This window comes from Stenotrophomonas sp. YJH_SMC_33 (assembly GCF_059372295.1).
On sequence record NZ_JCAFVJ010000017.1, the window covers coordinates 28,373 to 47,078 of the forward strand.

Genomic DNA, 18,706 nt, shown 5'->3' on the forward strand with positions numbered 1-18,706 from the left:
CGTGGATCTACTGGGCTATCCACGCATGGCGTGGATCTACGGGTGGAAACGCAGAAGGGCCGCGCATGGCGGCCCTTCTGCGTTGCGCGGGTGGCGCGGGCTCAGTTCTGCTTGGCCACGCGCAGCACCTTCGGCGTGACGAACACCAGCAGCTCGGCCTTGTCCTTGTTGCGGCCGCGCTTCTTGAACAGGTTGCCCAGGAACGGCACGTCGCCCAGGAACGGCACTTTGCTGATGCTGCTGCGGTCGGTGAACTCGTACACGCCACCGATGACCACGGTCTGCCCATCCTCGACCAGTACCGCGGTGTTGACCTCGCGGCGGTTGATCGACGGCACCGTGCCGTAGCCCTGCAGTTCGATCAGGCGGTCGACCTCATCCTTCTTCACCTGCATGTTGAGGAACACGCGGTTGTCGTTGGTGATGGTCGGGGTCACCCGCAGTTCCAGCACCACTTCCTTGAACTGCACGTTCGGGGTGGAGCCGGCGCCACCGGCAGCACCGGTGCCGCTGATGGTGACGTAGCCGATCTCCTTGCCTTGCTTGATCATCGCCTCGCGCTGGTTGGTGGTAACCACGCGCGGGTTGGAGATCACCTCACCTCGCGACTCTTCCTGCATGGCCGACAGCTCCACGTCCAGCAGGTAGCCTGCGTTGAGGATCGACAGCGCCAGCGAGCCGGGGTTGTTGGCCGCGGCTACCGGCACACTCCAGTTCAGGCCACGGGTAATTGCCGAACCCGTCGGCACGGGCGGCGGACCGACGCGGCCGCCAGTAATCCAGTCACGTTCGGCCTTGGCATTATCCTGTGCAGCCTTGACCTGGGATTCGCGGGTCAGGCGATTGGCTTCCAGGTTGCCACTGAAATACACGTTGTCGCGGCTGCCGCTGATGCCGAACTTCGCACCCAGCTCGCGGGCGAAGGTATCGGTAGCGATGACGATACGGCTTTCGATCAGCACCTGGTCAACCGGACGGTCGATCACACCGATCAGCTCACGCATGCGCGCGATCTTCTTCGGGATGTCGCTGATCATCAGCGTGTTGGTGCGCTCGTCGGCCACGATACGGCCACGTGGAGAAAGGAAGCCACTATCCTCCTGCGATGAACTGCCTCCATTACCACTATTGTTGCTACTTCCACCGATGCCCTTGGCCTCGGTCAGCGCTTTGAAGATCTGCGTGGCGCTGTGGTAGTTGATCTGGACGTAATCGGTGACCAGGTCTTCGCGATTCTCGATGGCGATGCGCGCGTCTTCCTTCTCCTGCTCGAACTTGGCCAGCTCAGCCTGCGGAGCGACCCAGATGACGCTGCCATCGCGACGCTTGTCCAGGCCCTTGGCGCGCAGCACGATGTCCAGCGCCTGGTCCCACGGCACGTTGACCAGGCGCAAGGTCACATTGCCCTGTACCGAATCGGAGGCCACCACGTTGAGATTGGATTCCTCGGCGATCAACTGCAGCACGGTGCGCACCGGCACGTCCTGGAAGTTGAAGGTCACCGGCTTGCCGGTGAAGCCACGCTGCCCCACCGCCTTGGCGGCCTGGGTGACGCTGCCGGCGGTGACCGCGCCCACCGCGGCGGGCGCCTGCCGCGGGCTGATCTCCACCACGTACTCGTTGCCGCTCTGGTAGGCCAGCGACTCCACCGCGCCACCGGTACTGAGCACCAGCTGGGTACCGGCACCGGACGGCTTGGCGTCGATGCGCTGCACCGGCGTGGCGAAGTCGGTGACGTTCATCGGCTTCTGCAGGTTGGCCGGCAGCCGGGCGTTACCGACATCGACCACCACGCTGTTGCCCTGCGTCCGCAGGTCCGGGACCGCGCCCTGGCCGTCGAACTGGACGATCAGGCGCCCGGCGCCATCATCGCCGCGCTTGAAATCGATCTTGGCCACCGACAGGCCCGCCGGCGCTGCCGCCGGTGCCACGGTGGCGCCCACCGGCTTCTCGGCCGGTGCGGCGGCCAGCGCCGGAGCGCAGGCCAGCATCAGCGCGACTCCCAACGCGCTGACACGGTTCAAGGTAGAGCGCCGGATGGGACGCAGCCCCTTGGCTTGGTGAAAGGTCATCGTGCTATCCCCAGTAAACGATCATTGATCTTCAAGCGAGAGCGTTGCCGGCCGTTCCAGCCAGCCGCCCGCGCCATCCGGCACCAGTTCGATCAGCTCCACGTGGTCTTCGAAGACCGCCGTGACCCGCCCGTCGCTCTGCCCCAGGTACCCACCCGGGCGTACCCGGTAGGTCACCTTGTCCGGCCCCATCACCAGCGCCACGGTAGCGGCGCCGGTGCCGATGGTACCGACCATGTCCAGTGCATCCAGCGGGAAGCCTTCCAACGGCTCCTTGCGCCGGTTCGGATCCGGACGCAATCCGCCATTCCCCTGCTGCGGATTGGTCCAGGCATCGGTGAACGGATCGCGCAGGCCCTGTGCGGAGTATTCGAAGGTTTCGAACTGCTGCATCACCGGCAGCGGCTCCAGCGGCTGCGCCGGTCGTGCACGCTCGCCTTCCACCCACTTTTCAAGATTCGGCGCATCACCCGGCGTGCTGGTCACGCCGCGGCCACAGGCGGCCAGCAACAGGACCGCCAACGCCACTGCACTGCGTGCGATGTACGTGCGCATCACTTCTTGCCCCCCTTGCCGTTCTTCTTTTTCGCTTCGGCATCGGCGACAGCCTGCTGCGCCTGCACTTCCGTCTCATCCAGATAGCGATAGGTCTTGACCGTGCCGGACAGCTCCAGCGCACCGCTGCGGGCGTTGCCGCTGGCCTTGTCCTTGGGCTTGAGGTTGATGTCGTGCATGGTCAGGATCACCACCCGCGGCAGCGAGGCCACGCCGCTGACGAACGCACCGAACTGATGGTAACTGCCCACCATGCGCAGCTTGATCGGCTTTTCGGCGTAGAACTCCTTGACCTGCTCCTGCTCCGGCTCGAACAGCTCGTTGGTCAGGCCGCTGGACAACGCGGTCTGCGAAATGTCGATGATCAGGTCCGGCATTTCGGTCTTGCTGGGCAGCTGCCGCAGCATCTGCTGCAGCACCTGTTCCATCTGTGCCAGCTGCTGCTTCAGCGGCGCCAGGTTCACCGCGCGTTCCTGCTGCTTGGTGAACTCGGCACGCAGGTCGACTTCCTTCGATTCCAGGCCGGCCAGTTCCTCGCGCTTGCCACTGATCAGCAGCATCCACGCAACGAACATGATCACCAGCGCCAACAGCGAGCAGAAGACGATCTTGGCCTTCTGCGGCCAGTTGCCGATGTCGTTGAAATCCAGGTTCTTCAGATCGATTTTCTGGCTCATGCGCGATCCCCCTGCAGCGGGGCGTTGAAGGCCTGCGGCGGCTGCGCCAGGCGGCTGCCCTCGGGCTTCGGCGCAGGCTTGGCAGCCGGGGCTGCCGGCGGGTTCGGCGCGGCCGGGGTGGCAGCAGGTGCGTTGGCCGGAGCGGCGGCGGGGGCGGGTGCAGCCGGAGCAGCAGCGGGCTGGCCTGCGGCCGGCGCGGCGGGCGCCGCTGCATCCGGGCCGGCGGCAAGCGGGGCCACTGCGGGCGGCGCCGGCGTTGCCACCGAACCATCGGCGTTGAGGCCTGGCGTAGCGGCCACTTCCTCACTCTGCGCCGGCAGCTTCACCTTGACCACGAACACGTAGGGCAGCGCCTTGATGTCCGCAACCGGGCCGGTCTTGCCGTCCTTGTCCTTCTCGGGGTCACGCGCTTCGATGATCGACAGTTCCGGGTTGGTCATCCAGCCGGACGTTTCCAGGTTGCGCATGTACGCCGAAACACGGGCGTTGGACTGGGTGCGCCCTTCCAGGGTCAGCACGTCGCCTTCCTGCTTCAGCGCGGTCAGCACCAGGCCATCGGGAATCGTGCGCACCAGCGCATCGAACAGGTGCACCATCTGCGAGCGCTTGGCCTGCAGTTCCTCAATGACCTTCTTGCGGGCCAGCAGGCGTTCCTTCTGCGCGTCAAGGCGGTCGATCTCCTTGTTCTGTTCCTTGACCTTCTCGATCTCGGCTTCCAGATAGGCGTTGCGGTCCATCTGGCCGCTCACCTGGCGGTCGTAATAGAACCAGATCACCAGCGACAGCAGCAGGCCACCGATCGCGGCCATGCCCAGCATTGCGTAGAACTCGCGCTGGCGTTGCTTGCGCCGCTCGGCGCGCCAGGGCAATAGATTGATGCGTGCCATCAGTCGAAGCTCCTCAGCGCCAGACCGGTGGCGATCATCAGCGCGGGGGCATCCTGGGCCAGCACATGTGCGTTCACCTTCGGCCCCAGGGTCATCTGCGCCAGCGGGTTGGCGACCACGGTCGGCACGCCCAGCTGTTCCTCGACCATTTCCGGCAGGCCACCGAGCACGGCGCAGCCGCCGGCCAGCACGATGTGATCGACGCGGTTGAACTCGCTGCCTGCGTAGAAGAACTGCAGCAGGCGGCTGATCTGCTGGACCGTGGCTTCCTTGAACGGCTCCAGCACTTCCATCTCGTAGCTTTCCGGCAGCCCACCCTGGCGCTTGGCCAGGCCGGCCTCCTCGTAGCTCAGGCCGTAACGGCGCATGATCTCGTCGGTCAGCTGCTTGCCACCGAACACCTGTTCGCGGCTGTACAGGCTGCGGCCGCCGCGCAGAACGTTGAGGGTGGTCATGGTGGCGCCGATGTCCACCAGCGCGACCACGCCGTCGATGGACACCGGCAGCTCGCTGGCGACCAGGGCGTAGGCGTTCTCGACCGCGAAGGCCTCCACGTCCATCACCTTGGCCTGCAGCCCCCCCAGTTCCAGGGCCGACTGGCGCAGTTCCACGTTCTCCGAACGCGACGCGGCCAGCAGCACCTGGACCATCTCCGGGTTGTTCGGGATCGCCCCGATCACCTCGAAGTCCAGGTTCACTTCCTCGATCGGGTACGGAATGTAGTTGACCGCTTCCAGCTCGATCTGGGCTTCCATGTCGTTCTCGTCGAGCTCGGCCGGCATCGGGATCACCTTGGTGATCACCGCCGAACCGGCAACGGCGGCAGCGGCCAGCTTGGCCTTGCTCCCCGAGCGGTTCATCGCGCGGCGGATGGCCTCACCTACGGCCTCCACTTCGACGATGTTCTTTTCCACCACCGCATTCGGCGGAAGAGGTTCCACAGCGTAATGTTCCACGCGAAAACGGTTGCCACTGCGGGACAGCTGCAAAAGCTTTACCGCAGTCGAACTGATGTCGACGCCTACAAGCGGCGACTGACTTTTTGGGATGAGCCCCACGGTTTCTCCCCTGCCGACGGGCACTTGGACGCAAGACCTGCGCCCGAGCATTAATAACGTATTCTTAGCAAATGGCAACGGCCCTGCTGTGAAGTTCCTCACGGATTCACGATGCAGCCCCTGACTGTTCCCCTTGCGCTCCCCGGTGCCGACCCCAGCCGCCACCTTGCGTAATCTATACTCTGCGACCACGAAATTCGCAATCGGAATCTGAACCCGATGACTCGACTCCGCCGCTGGCTGCGCTGGATCTTCCTGATTGTCCTGGTCCTGGCGCTGATCGGCGCGGCCGCCGTGGGCGGTCTGTACTACGCCGTGTCCTCCAAGCTTCCCGACGTGCAGACCCTGCGCGACGTGGAAATGCAGGAGCCGATGTACGTCTATGCCGCCGACGGCAAGCTGATGGCGGTGTTCGGCGAGACCCGGCGTACCCCGATCACCATGAAGGACGTGCCGGAGAAGCTGAAGCAGGCCTTCCTGGCAACCGAGGACGCCCGCTTCTACGAGCATGGCGGTGTGGACTACAAGGGCATCGGCCGCGCGGTCTGGCTGCTGGCCACCACCAACGACAAGCGCGTGCCCGGTGGTTCCACCATCACCCAGCAGGTGGCCCGCCAGTTCTTCCTCAGCTCCGAGTACAGCTATACCCGCAAGCTGGCCGAGATCCTGCTGGCGCGGAAGATCGAGTCCGAACTGAGCAAGGACGAGATCTTCGAGCTGTACCTGAACAAGAGTTTCTTCGGCAACCGCGCCTACGGCGTGGCCGCCGCCGCCGAGTTCTACTACGGCAAGAAGCTCAACGAGCTGGACCTGGACGAGATGGCCTCGCTGGCCGGCATCCCCAAGTTCCCGTCCTCGGGCAACCCGATCTCCAACCCGGAGCGCGCCCGCCAGCGTCGTGACAACTATGTGCTGCAGCGCATGGCCGACCTGAAGTTCGTCAGCCAGGCCGAAGCCGACGCGGCCAAGGCCGTGCCGATGCACGCCACCGCGCATGAGCCGCCGGTGCAGGTCGACGCGCCCTACGTGGCCGAGCTGGTGCGCCAGGAGATGATCGCCCGCTTCGGCGGCGATGTGGTCAACAAGGGTTACCACGTCACCACCACCATCGACTCCACCCTGCAGACCGCCGCCAACCTGGCCGTCCGTGATGGCCTGCTGCTCTACGACCACCGCCACGGCTGGCACGGCGTGGAGAAGCAGGTGCAGGTGGGTGCCGGTGAAGACGCCGCCGCCCTGGCCGAACACCTGCGTGGCCTGTACGGCCAGGCCGGCCTGCTGCCGGCCATCGTTGCCAGCACCGGTGCCGATGGCAGCGCCACGGTGGTGCTGGCCAACCGGACCGAGATCGTGCTGCCGGCCGGTGCCGCCAAGTGGACCAACAAGACCCCGGGCAAGCTGGTGCAGCGCGGTGACATCGTGCGCGTGCGTGCCGGTGCCAAGGAAGGGGAGTGGCTGCTGGATCAGCTCCCGCGCGGCCAGTCCGCGCTGGTCTCGCTGGATGCCCACAGCGGTGCACTGAAGGCGCTGGTTGGCGGTTTCAGCTTCTCCGGCAACAAGTTCAACCGTGCCACCCAGGCCCGCCGCCAGCCGGGTTCGAGCTTCAAGCCCTTCATCTACGCCGCGGCCTTCGACAAGGGCTACAACCCGGCCTCGATCGTGCTCGACGCCCCGGTCGTGTTCCGCGACCGCCGCGGCAAGACCTGGGCCCCGCAGAACGACGGCGGCGGTTTCCGCGGCCCGATGCGCCTGCGCGAAGCGCTGGTGCAGTCGCGCAACCTGGTCTCGGTGCGCCTGCTCGATGGCATGGGCGTGGACTATGCGCGCAAGTACATCAGCGAATTTGGCTTCGCCGAATCGGAGCTTCCGCCGAACCTGTCGATGTCGCTGGGTACTGCCTCGCTCACCCCGCTGTCGGTGGCGCGTGGCTACGCGGTGTTCGCCAACGGCGGCTCGCGCGTGGATACCTGGCTGATCGACCAGGTGAACGACCGCGACGGCAACCTGGTGTTCAAGGAAAACCCGGCGATGGCCTGCCGCGACTGCGCCGGCAGCAGCGACCAGCCGGTCAACCAGGTGGTGGACGGCTTCAACTTCGGCGCCCCGGCCCCGAAGGTGGACCCGGCTGCTGCGGCCAAGGCCGAAGCCAAGGCCGAGACCCCGGCCGCGCCGGTCAACCCCGATGCCCGCACCGCCCCGCGCGCGATCGACGCCCGCACCGCCTACCAGCTGGTGTCGATGATGCGCGACGTGGTCCAGCGCGGTACCGGCGTGCAGGCCAAGGTGCTCGGCCGCGAGGACGTGGGCGGCAAGACCGGCTCCACCAACGACCACCGCGACGCCTGGTTCTCCGGCTTCGGTGGCCCGTACGTGACTACCGTGTGGGTGGGCCGCGACGACTTCCGCTCGCTGGGCTACCGCGAATACGGTGGCAAGGCCGCGCTGCCGATCTGGATCGACTACATGCGCACCGCGCTGAAGGACACCCCGATTGCGCAGAACGAGCCGCCCAGCGGCATGGTCCAGGCCACCCTCAACGGCGCGACCGAGTGGGTGAAGGTGGAAGACATGGACCGCCTGACCGACTACGACCTGAACCTCAATACGCCGCAGGCCGACGCCGCCGCGTTCGATATCTTCTGAGGAAGCATTCGGTGGGTGCCAACCGTTGGTTGGCGCCGCCTCTGTAGAGCCGAGCCCATGCTCGGCTTCGGGGGCCCGCGGTAGAGCAGCCGAGCATGGGCTCGGCTCTACAGGATCAACAGCACCCTTTTGCCGTGGTAGATGCCAACCTTGGTTGGCGCTTCGTGCCGACCAAGGTCGGCACCTACCAGAGCAGCAACATCCGCCATACCCACGCAGATGTCACATCCCTGCGCTACTCTGTAGCCAGGTCGCAACAGGGAGTCATCGCATGCATCGCGCCCGTCAGCATGCTGCCAGCCAGACCCGCGAGCGGCGTCACCGCCTCGCCCACGAAGCCGCCCGCCTGATGGCCGAAGGCGGCATCCGCGACTATCACCAGGCCAAGTTGAAGGCCGCCAGCCGGCTCGGCATCCACGACGATGCCTCCCTGCCCCGCAACACCGAGATCGAAGACGCCCTGCGCGAATACCAGCGGCTGTTCGCTGGCCCCCAGCACGGCAGCGAGCTTCAGCGCCGCCGCGAGGCTGCCATGCGTGCGCTGGAGTTCCTGCACGGCTTCTCCCCGCGCCTGGCTGGCCCAGTGTTGGAGGGCACCGCCGACGCCAACAGTCCCGTGCAGCTGCACCTGCACAGCGACGACCCGGAAGCCGTGCACCGCTTCCTGGAGGAGCACGGCATTCCCGCCGAATCGCGGACGCGCCGCCTGCGCATGGACCGCGAACGCTGCCTGGACGTGCCGGTGTGGGTGTTCAGTGCCGAGGAGCTGACCTTCGACCTGGCCGTGCTGCCGTACGACGCCCTGCGCCAGGCCCCACTGTCACCGGTGGATGAGAAGCCGATGCGACGTGCGTCCGTGGCGCAGTTGCGGCAGGTGCTGGCCGAAGCGGAGATCAGCGCGTACATCGGCGGATGACGGTAGCGCCGGCCCATGGCCGGCGAGCGCAGCGGTACCTGCCAGTGATGGGTGCGGACCGTTGGTCCGCACCGTGCTTCAGGCATTTCGATTGCTGGCCGGAGAGCAGTCGAGCACGGCTCGACTCTACAGAAGCTCTGCACCCGTGTTCGGTAGGTGCGGACCGTTGGCCCGCACTGTGCTTCAGGCATTTCGATTGCTGGCCGGAGAGCAGTCGAGCACGGCTCGACTCTACAGAAGCGCTGCACCCGTGTTCGGTAGGTGCGGACCGTTGGTCCGCACTGTGCTTCAGGCATTTCGATTGCTGGCCGGAGAGCAGTCGAGCACGGCTCGACTCTACAAAAGCTGCGCTACCTGCGCTGGCAGATGATGCCCATCATGCTCCCGCTACCAGACGAAACGGGTATCGCGCAGCGGGTCGCTGAGCAACCGCGGCAACCACGGCGCGGCGGCTCGCTGCGGATACTCCCGCATCATCTGTGCATGCATGACCTGCAGGCCCCGCAGCAACCAGATCTGATCATAGATGTCGTTGAACCCATCCGACCACCCACTCTTCACCCGCTCATGCTCGACCGCCTCCAACGACGGCATCTGGTCCAGCGACACCTCCAGGATCGTCAACAGTGCTGTGTTGATCTGCGCATTCTCAACACCCGCCCTGCGCACATCCTCCAATCGAGCGCGAATCCGTCGGCAGTCGTACGGGACGCACCCACCCGTGGCGGTGATGTAGTCGGCGATGTCCGCCAGCATGTCGGCTTTCAGCCGCCACACCACTTCGCTGTCCATCACCTGCCGCACCCGCATCGTGCGCAACGTGCTCGCCCTTATCTCCTCCGGCGTGGTGAACGGTGCACCCGGCGTGCGGCCCGCGTGGCGCACCAGCACGATGCGATGGATCGCCTCGCTGGTGACGCCCTCGATCCGCAGCGCCGCTGCCTGAGGACGCACGCGCGGCGGCGGCACGCCCAGCATCTGCCACAGATACCACAGCACCAGCAGCAGACCGGCGATGCATAGCCCGCTCATCAGCGTCCACAGGTCCAGGTTCCGGGTGTAGTAGCGAAAGCGCGCCCGCCAGATATAGAACGTGCGATAGCTGACGATTCCACTTACCCATCTGTACATTGCCTTCTCCTCGGCAAGGACCCCGGCGCGACGGGGTTCATTACGCGCACCACGCCGGGGCCGCATGGCTTACCAGCCGATGCCCACGCCGACACCCATGCTGCGTTCGCCGCTGTTGGTGAACGCGCCATTGAGGCTGAAGGTGGCCGAGCCCTTCTCGTTGAGCACACGCTGGTAGCCCACTGCCATCGCCGACTCACCCTCGGCGTAGCCCACGCCCGCACCGAGGCGGTTGTAGGTGGCCAGGCCGGCGGTGTTCATCGCCATCGCGGTCTGTGCGCTGCTCATTGCCGCCATGCGGTTGAAACGCTTGTCCATCTTGTCCAGGCGACGCTCGAAGTTGCTGATCGCGCCATCGGTATACTCGTTGGCGCGGGCCAGCATCTTCTCCAGTTCAGCGGTATCGACCTGGGGCTTCGGGGAGTCCTCCTTCTTCGTCTTCGGCTGCGGTGCAGGTTTCTCACCCTCGCCTGCCGACGCCACCTGCTGGCCGCCTTCGGCCTGCGGCACCGGCGCTTCCGGCTCCGGCACCGAAGCAACCGCCATTGCCTGCGGCTGCGGCGCATCGATGCGCTGCTCCAGCCCGTCCATGCGGCCGTTGAGCTGCTGTTGCATCGAGTGCAGCTGGCCGCCATTGACGGCATCACGACTGCCGGCCGCGATCAGGCCGTTGGCCACGTTGGAAATGACCATGCCGTGGGTTCCGGCCAGGGTGAGCTGGTTGAGACCGTCGGCGCGGACGGAGGGCGTGTCCTGGAACACGCTGCGCAGCTGCGACTCGACCTGGTTCACGCGCGAGCGGTTGCTGACCACTGCGCCGTCGAGTGCTTCCAATGCACCATTGAGCGTGGACTGGGACTGGCCCTGCACGGTGAAGCTGGGGCCGACGATGTTGCCGTTGGCATCGACTTCACCGCCGAGCGCGGACAGCGCACCGCGCAACTGGCCGACGGTGGCGGCGTTGTGGTTGGCGGTGCCGTTGGCGATGTTTACGAGGCGGCGATAAGCAGTTGCACTTCCAAATGAAGCTACTCCGGCCTCATTCGCCTGAGAGCCTTCGCCTATCGCCAACGAACTATCCGCTCCTTTATCCACTTTTGCTCCAGCGCCGATAGCAATGCCTCCTCGCGCACCGCCTCCGGCAATGCCCACCTCTGCTCCAGTACCTAGTGCAAATCCACCATCCGAATCCTCGTGCACGACCGAAGCGCGACCAAGCGCTATGGAATTTCTGCCTAGTGCCTTCGCATGGGTCCCCACTGCAGTTCCTCCCTCGTTGCCGGCCTTGGCGAAGTTCCCAACTGCGAGACCAACCGGACCAGCCTGAGCAGGGCCATATCCAGGCGCTGTGCCCACGCTGACATACTGGCTGATGCCTTCCATGGCCAACACACGGCTATTGGTCTCATAGAGCTGGCTACCCCGTACAACATCCGAGCTGTCAGCCGACAACTTCGCCTCGGCCACGCCAGTCAAACGCGCACCACCGAAATCAATCGGACCGCTCGCATCCAATCCACGCATCGTCTGCTGCCCCATCTCCCTCTCCTTGCGCATCGCCTCCAGATCATTCCGATTCTGCGAGATCTTCTGCTCTGCGGCGTACAACTGGCTACCGGTCACAGCATCACGGCTTCCTGGCGCCACTCGTCCGTCAGCCAAGTTGGTCAGCACCATGCCGTTCACGCCACTGAGCGCGATCTGGTTCATGCCATCGGCACGGGCCGACGGCGAGTCCTGGAAGATGGAGCTGAGCTGATCTTCCACCTTGCCCGCTCGACGACCTGCAGAGATGACGGCGCCATCAAGCGCCATCAATGCGTCTTCGACCGAGTTCTGCGTTCCGGCCTGCACCGAGTAGGTTGGGGCGATGATATTTCCGCTGGCGTCCACCCCTGCTCCGCCGCCAAGGGTAGCGAGGGAGTCTTTGAGCTGGGAGACGGTAGTGGCATTGTGATCGACAGTACCTCGAGCAATGTTCACGAGGCGACGCTGCATACCGCTGTTGCCGAAGGATACAACTCCAGCTTCATTTGCCTGTGCGTCTCTTCCAAGTGCCAGCGAACCATGGGCTCCGCTTCCGATCTTTGCACCCGCACCAATAGCGACACCGTCATTTGCTCCGCCACCTGCAGCCCCCACCTCCGCACCAGCCCCCATTGCAAAGCCATTCTCGGAGTCCTCGAAAACGGTAGCTCCTCGTCCAATCGCAGTTGAATTCCTACCCATTGCTCTGGCTCGCGTCCCAACAGCTGTGCCACTTTCAGCACCGGTTTTGGCCGAGTTGCCGATAGCGACCCCTCCCGCTCCAGCTTCAGCAGGTTCACTAATGGGGGCCACGCCGATACTCAGATATTGACTCACGCCTTCTAAAGCTGAGATCCGTGAGTTACTTGAATACAGTTGCTTCCCAGATACAGCCTCAGTACTGCCGGCACTCAGCAAGCCATCCGCCACACCACTGATCTTCCGGTTGGCATTGGCGCTGTTGCGGACGTCCAACGTTGTACCGCTGTTCTTCTCACCCAGACGGACATTGCCGGTTGCAGACACCTGCCCGACAAGGCCGCCCAGCGTCACCACCTGAGTCAGCGCCTTGCTCGCATCAGCTTTGGCCTCTCCCGCAGCGGTCTGTGCCTTGGCAACATTCTCATTGGTCGTGTTCAACTGCCTGCCGGTCACCGCTTCCGTGCTGGAGGTGCTCAGCGTGGCATCGGCCACACCGGTCACCTTGCGGTTGGCATTGGCACTGTTGCGGACATCCAGCGAGGTACCGCTGTTCTTCTCGCCCAAGCGGACACTGCTGGTGGACGAAGTCTGGCCGATCAGGCCGGTCACCGTGGTGACCTGGGCCAGCGCCTTGCTGGCATCAGCCTTGGCCGCATCCGCAGCGGTCTGCGCCTTGGTGACATTACCATTGGTCGTGTTGAGCTGGCGTCCGTTCACAGCGTCGGTGCTGGTCGTCGTCAGCGCGCCATCGGACACGCCGCTCACCTTGCGCGTGGCCAGCACCGCGTTGCGCATGCTGACTTCCGAGCCGGTGTTGCTGTTGGCGATGCGTACGATGCCGCCTGCGGAATCCTGCTTGATCATGCCGTCAACCCGCTCGTTCATGGCATGCAGCTGCTTACCGGTGACCGCATCGGTGCTGGAGGCGGTGACACGACCATCGGCCACGTTCACGATGCGACGGCGCACCGAGGCGCTGCCTACCGACACCGTATTGGCTTCCGTGGCCACCGAGCGGACACCCAGGGCTACGGCGCCCTGTGCGGACGCAGACGCCGCATAGCCCAGCGCAACGCCGTCGATGTACGCGCGCGTATCGCCGCCGATGGCGATGGCACCGGTGTAGCCCAGGCTTCCCGCACGGGCACCGCCACCGATGGCGACACCACCCGTGCCTGCACCGGTCTCAACCTGTGCCCTGCTTCCAAGCGCCACTCCATCCACACCGTTGGACCACGCGTTGGCACCCAGCGCCACTGCGTTCTCCTTCTCCGCGCTGGAGCCGCTGCCAACGGCCACCGCGTTCTGCCGGGTGGCCGCAGCATCGTTGCCCACGGCCGTAGCCCCAAGTGCTCCGGTGTATGCGTTCGCACCCATTGCCAGGGCGTGGCCGCCATTGGCACTGGCGTTGTACCCAAAGGCAACACTATCGACGCCACTGGTCCGCGCCTTGAAGCCAAACGCAGCGCTGTTCTGCTTTTCAATCCGGGTTCCGTGGCCAAACGCGAAGGAGTTGTCTCCATACACCCGTGAGCCTGCTCCCAAGGCGAGAGCGTTGTATGCGGCACCACCAGCGCCTGCCGTGAACATCTTTTCGTCATAGCTGCCAAACAGCGGGGTACACTTTGCTGCCCACCCCTCATGCTCATTGCATCCGAGGTAGTACTGCGTTGCTCCAGCGTTGCTTGACGCAAAGCCGAGCACCAGTAAGGCAAGGATGCACCTCGATTCCGCGATAATGCCTGAGTGCGAGGCCTTTCCACGCCTCATCGCAAATTCACTGGCAACCTCCCAGCAGCCTTTGGCGTGATTCCAGATACGACGATAGATTCGATTCATGTGTTTCTCCTTAACAGGACAAGGAAAGTGAGGCCCCGTTCCGGGCACGGGGCGGGCAAAGTGCGGGCTCAGGTCGCCGTCGGTTCGATCGTCCGCACGTGTTCGCGATAGCCATCGCGGGTGAGCCGGTAACGCAGTTGCAGCGAGTTGCCCGGCTGAAGCTGGAACGGCAGCGTCAGTGCGGCATCGGGATAGAGGCTGTGCGACACGGGGTGTGGCGTGCAGGTGCCCGCGGCCGTGCACTCCTCGGCACCGATGATTCCCACGCGCAGCGTGCCGGTGTTGTGCAGCGTGTTGTCCTGGAGGCGTAGGTCCACCACACCGTCGTCGGGGGTGACGTTGACCAGCGCCCCCCAGACCAGGCTGACGCCGATGTTTGCCTGTGCGCCTTCGCCGTCTTCGAGGGGAGCGTCATCCGGCCCGCGCACGCCTTCGAAGTAGAGGCGGTAGGCCGTTTCCTTCTGGACCTGCTGCAGCGGAATCACCCGGATCAGCCGGTTGCCGCCGCCGGAAAGTGCGAACTTGCCGGGGGTGATGGCAATCGCCGCATCCGAGGCTTCCATCTCCTGTTCTTCTTCGGCAGGCGTGGCAGGATTGACGATGCGCCGCAGGCGGGTCTGCACGTACTGCGGAATGGTCGACTGCGAGTACACGCGGATATGGGTGCCGCGCTTGGCATCCACCGCTGCGCGCATCGGGTGAATGGAAAGGTTGGCGTGTGCCGGCACGGCAAGCAGGGCGCTCACCGGCAGCAGGCAGAACAGCAGCTTCTTCATGGCAGGCTCCTCGGGATCAGGGTTTGGCAGTGGGGACATCGAGCACCACGGTCAGCTCGCCCTCGTACAGGCCGGGGCGCTGGCTGGCGATAGGGGTAGGCGGTGTTTCCAGGGTCAGCGGCGTGGGCACGCAGTACACCGGCTGGCTGATGCCCGGCAGCATCACCAGCCGCAGCTGTGCGCTGTCGATGCCGCGCAGCTGCTGCTTGACGTTGTGCTTCATCGCCAGGCGGTGGCCGCCGTAGTCCAGGTGGACGCGGTAGTCCAGGCGCTGGCTGGCATCGCTGCCGCCATCGCGGTGCCAGAGCGAGAAGTCCGATCCCGCAGGTGGGCGTGGACCGCTGTCGCGAACCGTGACGTCGAGGTATTCGCTCTGCGAACCCAGGCCGTCGTACAGGCACATGTCCAGTTGTTTCCTGCCACCCACCACCTTCTGGATGGGGTCGTAGCGCAGATCGAGATTGACCAGCGGCGCGACGGTGTCGAAGGTCGGGAAGTAGATCGAGATCGCGTCGTAGTCGGTGACGGTGAAATCGAAGTTGAAGGTGGCTGTGGCGACGGGTGCTGCGGCGGGGTCGGCCTTGATGTTCAGGCGCATCGTGGCTTTCCAGTGACCTGCTACGAGGCGCGCCAGTTCTGATGGTGGAAGCGCAAGCCTCGCACCCGTACCGATTGGCTGATCGATACCACAGGTGTAATAGAACGCTTCATAGAGCGCACGCTGACTGCTATCCCAGTAGTCCGGGCTGCAAGTCCAGTCGTTCAGTATTCTCTGAAGGCTTCCGAGCAGCCGAAGCTCTGCCTGCAGGCCGGTCCGGATCTCTACAAGCCGCAAGGCGACTTCGGACGGCCCGCTAACTATCGATGAATCTCCTTCCGTCGGGCACCGACCGAATTCACTATCTGAAGCAGACTCACAAACCACATGGATCTGCCCATACTTCAGCGCCAGGTCGTGACTGAATCCCAGCACCGTCCGCGGCGCCCACAACTCCACATCACCGGGTACCGCCGAGCGATCCCAGCTCATCACGATGTCCCGGCTCTGGTCGGCCGGATGCGTTTCCGGCGGCCACTGCGCCCACGCCCGCGGCATCACCAGCACGAGCGCACACACCAGCATCAACACGAACATCCAACGCCGGTTCATGGCGTACCTCCTGCAGCAGCGGTCCGGGGCGTGGCGGCAATCAACGCGCGTTCCTGCAGCAGCCGGGTCACGCGGGCCTGCTGGCGGATCTCGGCCGGCAGCTGGGCCACGGCCAGCGGCTCGCAGTGCACGGCGCCGACCAGCAGCACCACCTGGCGGCGCTCGCGCACCTGCAGCGGGCAGTGCAGCAGGCGGTCGTCCTGCAACAGGTACAGCGTCGTTTCGCGACGCGGGAAATCGGCGACGAAGCCGCCGTTGGCGCTGGTGCCGGGCACCGGCGCGTTGAGAATGCGGGCGCCGCCCAGCGGCGCACCAGCCAGGTCGCGGGCATGGCCGATGAAGGTGTAGGTCACTTCGATCGGCACCGGCATGCGCATCAGCTTGCCGGGCGTGAGGAACATCGGCCGTGCACCGCCCACGCCGGTCACGCGGATGGCGGCGATGCTGTCCAGCGTGCTGGCGTCCTGCACTTCGGCACGTTGCGATTGATAGGCCGGCAGCGGCAGCAGCCGGCGTTCGCCGATCTGCAGGCGTTGCCTGCGCAGCCCGCCCACCTGCAGTTCGGCGGCCACGCCGCGCAGGTCGGCGTCGTCGGTATCGGCCACCTGCACGGCAAGGCCGGCATCGGCGCCGTTGGCACCGCTCCAGTAGAAGCCGCGACGGCCGAGCGCGAAGCCGGAACTGTGTGCGCCGCTGTAGCCGGTTTCGCTGCGGCCACGCTGCTGGTAGCGCGCCACGCTGGCGCTGGTGTGGCCGACGCCATTCTGCAGCTGGCCACCCAGTGAAGCGCTGTAGCGCTCGTTGTTGTTGGCGCGCAGCTCGCCGGACAGCTCGCGGTACTGTGTATCCAGTTCCTGGCGCAGGCTCTGGCCGACGCTGTAGTCGATCGCCGGGCGCTGATGCTGCGGCTGGCGCACATCCACGGCATAGCGGCGCTGCCCATCACCGGCAGCGCTGCGGTGCCGGCGGCTCAGGCTGAGGTTGACGTAGATGCCACGGTCGCGCTCGGTGCTGCCACGCACGCTGTCGGTGCTGTTCTGCCGCCACACGCCCACGCGCGTGGAGACGCTGAAATCCTGCCAGCGATGGCTGCGGCTGAAGCTGGCCTGCCAGGTGCGGCTGAGCAGCGGCTCGCGGCGCGGTTCCAACGGCCCCGGCGGCAACAGCGGCTCAAGCCCGAACAACGGATCCTGCTCGAACTCTGGCCGGTGCCAGCCGGTGCGCCAGGTCTGGCGCCGGGTGTAGCCCACGTAAACATTGCCGCCCGCCAGCGGCAGCGACATCGAACCACTGAGCGCGTTGGTGCAGCCCAGCTGGTCGCGCGCCTCGGCCTCGAACTGGCAGGCCTTGCCACGCATGCGCTGCTGGTAGAGATTCCACGACGCCGTGCGCCGGTACGACAGCTGGTGCTGCTGCCCGTTGCTGCCGTCGCTGCCGCGCATGCCGCTGAAGGTGGCGCGTACTTCCTGCGTGGCCATCACCCGGCGCAGGTCCAGGCGCAGCTCGCCGTAGCGGTGCCCGCCGAACGTGGCGGCACCGGCGGTCATGGCCGCGTCGCGGCCCAGCGGCACGCGCACGCCGGCCATCGCGATGCGCTCGCCATCGAACGCATCGCTGCGGCGCTCATTGCGGTGGCCACCCTGCACGAACCATTGCCACTGGCTGTTGGTCCAGTCGCCGCCCTTGTCGAAGGGCGCCTCCTCGGTGCGCACCAGCACACCGTCCTCGTAGATGCGCATGCGGACCAGGTAGTTGCCGAACGGGAAATTGCGGGTGTCGATCTGGTTGATGCCGGCCTGCAGGTAGAAGGTCTGCAGCAGGCGCTCGCCATCGAACACGTCCACCCGCGCATCGCGCGCCAGCAGCACGGTCAGTGGGCTGGCCTGCACCGCCGCGTCGGTGTCCACATAGGCCTGGGTGGTACCCAGGCGTGCGCCCTGGAAGCGGTCCAGCGGCAGCATGCTGAAGCTGAAGGTGCCGCCCTGCGGGCTGGACAGGTTGCGGCGGTCCATGCGCCCGGCCTGCAGGTAGTGCGCCGGCCCCAGGTCGTGGCGGTAATAGACGTTGTCGAACTGGAAATCGTCGTCGCTGTGGCTGCGATAGCGCTGCTGGTTGTAGTACCACTCGGCCGACAGGTGGCCGCGATCGAACAGGCCCAGCGTGCCGACGCCGCGTGCCGACAGCGACTGGTAGTCACGGCCACCACTGAGGTTGAGCGTCTGCTGATGCAGGAACGCGTTCTCGGCATTGGCGGTGACCGTGTGGAAACGCTCGGCGGCAGGCTTGCCGGGAATCCACCGGCGCGCCACGAACAAGCGCACCGCGCCCTCGCCTTCGTCATACAGCGCGCGCACCTCGTCGGGAGCTTCCGGCGGATCGATGTAGCCGCAGCCGGCGCTGGCACCACCGAAGCGGCATGCCAGATGGCTGTTGCGCGGCAGCGGCTGCGACAGCGCAGGCAGCAGGGCGGCCTGCGCCTCGGCAGTCAGGTCCAGTGCCTGCAGCACGCGCGCGGGATCTTCCAGCTGCACGTGCTCCAGGGTCACGCGCACCGGCGACAGCCCGGCCGAGCGGCCGAACAGCTGGATGTCGAGTTGTTCGGTCTGGCCTTCGACCAGATCTTCAAAACCGGGCGGGACGCCGCGCGCGGCCGCCAGCGGAGTGGACAACGCCAGGGCGAGCGCGACCGCCAGCCGGGTGACGGCGGGGGCGTGTAGGGTCATGGGGGCACCGCTGCAAGCGGCCGGCCCGGGATGCGGGCCGGCGCGGGGGA

12 protein-coding genes are annotated in these 18,706 nt (G+C 65.6%); 2 read left to right on the plus strand and 10 right to left on the minus strand.

The annotated features are described in order from the left end of the window. Positions 1-101: 101 nt before the first annotated feature. The 5 genes from AC5P9W_RS18560 to AC5P9W_RS18580 are packed head-to-tail and all read right to left on the minus strand — an operon-like array spanning position 102 to position 5,249. Entirely contained in the window at positions 102-2,072 is a 1,971-nt protein-coding gene (locus AC5P9W_RS18560; protein WP_134735199.1) for a type IV pilus secretin PilQ, read from the minus strand. A 21-nt stretch (positions 2,073-2,093) separates the two neighbouring features. Next, positions 2,094-2,627: a pilus assembly protein PilP gene (locus tag AC5P9W_RS18565; RefSeq protein WP_019659994.1), complete on the minus strand. Its 534-nt coding sequence runs from the start codon at positions 2,625-2,627 to the stop codon at positions 2,094-2,096. Then, positions 2,627-3,304 (minus strand): type IV pilus inner membrane component PilO, encoded by a 678-nt coding sequence (locus AC5P9W_RS18570; protein ID WP_021203696.1) that lies wholly within the window; start codon positions 3,302-3,304, stop codon positions 2,627-2,629. Before AC5P9W_RS18570 ends, AC5P9W_RS18565 begins: the two co-directional genes overlap by 1 nt. Continuing rightward, positions 3,301-4,191: a PilN domain-containing protein gene (locus AC5P9W_RS18575; RefSeq protein WP_021203697.1), complete on the minus strand. Its 891-nt coding sequence runs from the start codon at positions 4,189-4,191 to the stop codon at positions 3,301-3,303. Before AC5P9W_RS18575 ends, AC5P9W_RS18570 begins: the two co-directional genes overlap by 4 nt. Beyond that, entirely contained in the window at positions 4,191-5,249 is a 1,059-nt protein-coding gene (locus tag AC5P9W_RS18580) for a pilus assembly protein PilM (protein ID WP_021203698.1), read from the minus strand. Before AC5P9W_RS18580 ends, AC5P9W_RS18575 begins: the two co-directional genes overlap by 1 nt. Before the next feature lie 219 nt (positions 5,250-5,468). Between AC5P9W_RS18580 and AC5P9W_RS18585 the strand changes: the two genes are divergently transcribed. Continuing rightward, a complete protein-coding gene (locus AC5P9W_RS18585; protein WP_021203699.1) occupies positions 5,469-7,892 on the plus strand; it encodes a penicillin-binding protein 1A in 2,424 nt (807 codons plus the stop codon). A 271-nt stretch (positions 7,893-8,163) separates the two neighbouring features. Continuing rightward, on the plus strand, positions 8,164-8,808 hold the full coding sequence (locus tag AC5P9W_RS18590; RefSeq protein WP_021203700.1) for a hypothetical protein: 645 nt from the start codon (positions 8,164-8,166) through the stop codon (positions 8,806-8,808). A gap of 387 nt (positions 8,809-9,195) precedes the next feature. Here the strand turns inward: AC5P9W_RS18590 and AC5P9W_RS18595 are convergent, their stop codons facing one another. The 5 genes from AC5P9W_RS18595 to AC5P9W_RS18615 form a co-directional block, all read right to left on the minus strand. Continuing rightward, positions 9,196-9,939, minus strand: coding sequence for a hypothetical protein (locus tag AC5P9W_RS18595; RefSeq protein WP_021203701.1), 744 nt, complete (start codon positions 9,937-9,939; stop codon positions 9,196-9,198). A 69-nt stretch (positions 9,940-10,008) separates the two neighbouring features. After that, a complete protein-coding gene (locus tag AC5P9W_RS18600; RefSeq protein ID WP_111103982.1) occupies positions 10,009-14,007 on the minus strand; it encodes an ESPR-type extended signal peptide-containing protein in 3,999 nt (1,332 codons plus the stop codon). 68 nt (positions 14,008-14,075) lie between these two features. After that, positions 14,076-14,783 (minus strand): pilus assembly protein, encoded by a 708-nt coding sequence (locus AC5P9W_RS18605; RefSeq protein WP_111098864.1) that lies wholly within the window; start codon positions 14,781-14,783, stop codon positions 14,076-14,078. 16 nt (positions 14,784-14,799) lie between these two features. Further along, a complete protein-coding gene (locus AC5P9W_RS18610; protein WP_111098863.1) occupies positions 14,800-15,933 on the minus strand; it encodes a CblD like pilus biogenesis initiator family protein in 1,134 nt (377 codons plus the stop codon). Continuing rightward, a complete protein-coding gene (locus AC5P9W_RS18615) occupies positions 15,930-18,656 on the minus strand; it encodes a TcfC E-set like domain-containing protein (protein WP_495219392.1) in 2,727 nt (908 codons plus the stop codon). The genes AC5P9W_RS18610 and AC5P9W_RS18615 overlap by 4 nt, the downstream gene beginning before the upstream one ends. Positions 18,657-18,706: the final 50 nt, after the last annotated feature.

Bases quoted from the DNA above. Each gene is read 5' to 3' on its own strand.
- AC5P9W_RS18560 (WP_134735199.1), bottom strand. From the start codon at position 2,072: ATGACCTTTCACCAAGCCAAGGGGCTGCGTCCCATCCGGCGCTCTACC.
- AC5P9W_RS18565 (WP_019659994.1), bottom strand. From the start codon at position 2,627: ATGCGCACGTACATCGCACGCAGTGCAGTGGCGTTGGCGGTCCTGTTG.
- AC5P9W_RS18570 (WP_021203696.1), bottom strand. From the start codon at position 3,304: ATGAGCCAGAAAATCGATCTGAAGAACCTGGATTTCAACGACATCGGC.
- AC5P9W_RS18575 (WP_021203697.1), bottom strand. From the start codon at position 4,191: ATGGCACGCATCAATCTATTGCCCTGGCGCGCCGAGCGGCGCAAGCAA.
- AC5P9W_RS18585 (WP_021203699.1), top strand. From the start codon at position 5,469: ATGACTCGACTCCGCCGCTGGCTGCGCTGGATCTTCCTGATTGTCCTG.
- AC5P9W_RS18590 (WP_021203700.1), top strand. From the start codon at position 8,164: ATGCATCGCGCCCGTCAGCATGCTGCCAGCCAGACCCGCGAGCGGCGT.
- AC5P9W_RS18595 (WP_021203701.1), bottom strand. From the start codon at position 9,939: ATGTACAGATGGGTAAGTGGAATCGTCAGCTATCGCACGTTCTATATC.
- AC5P9W_RS18600 (WP_111103982.1), bottom strand. From the start codon at position 14,007: ATGAATCGAATCTATCGTCGTATCTGGAATCACGCCAAAGGCTGCTGG.
- AC5P9W_RS18605 (WP_111098864.1), bottom strand. From the start codon at position 14,783: ATGAAGAAGCTGCTGTTCTGCCTGCTGCCGGTGAGCGCCCTGCTTGCC.
- AC5P9W_RS18610 (WP_111098863.1), bottom strand. From the start codon at position 15,933: ATGAACCGGCGTTGGATGTTCGTGTTGATGCTGGTGTGTGCGCTCGTG.
- AC5P9W_RS18615 (WP_495219392.1), bottom strand. From the start codon at position 18,656: ATGACCCTACACGCCCCCGCCGTCACCCGGCTGGCGGTCGCGCTCGCC.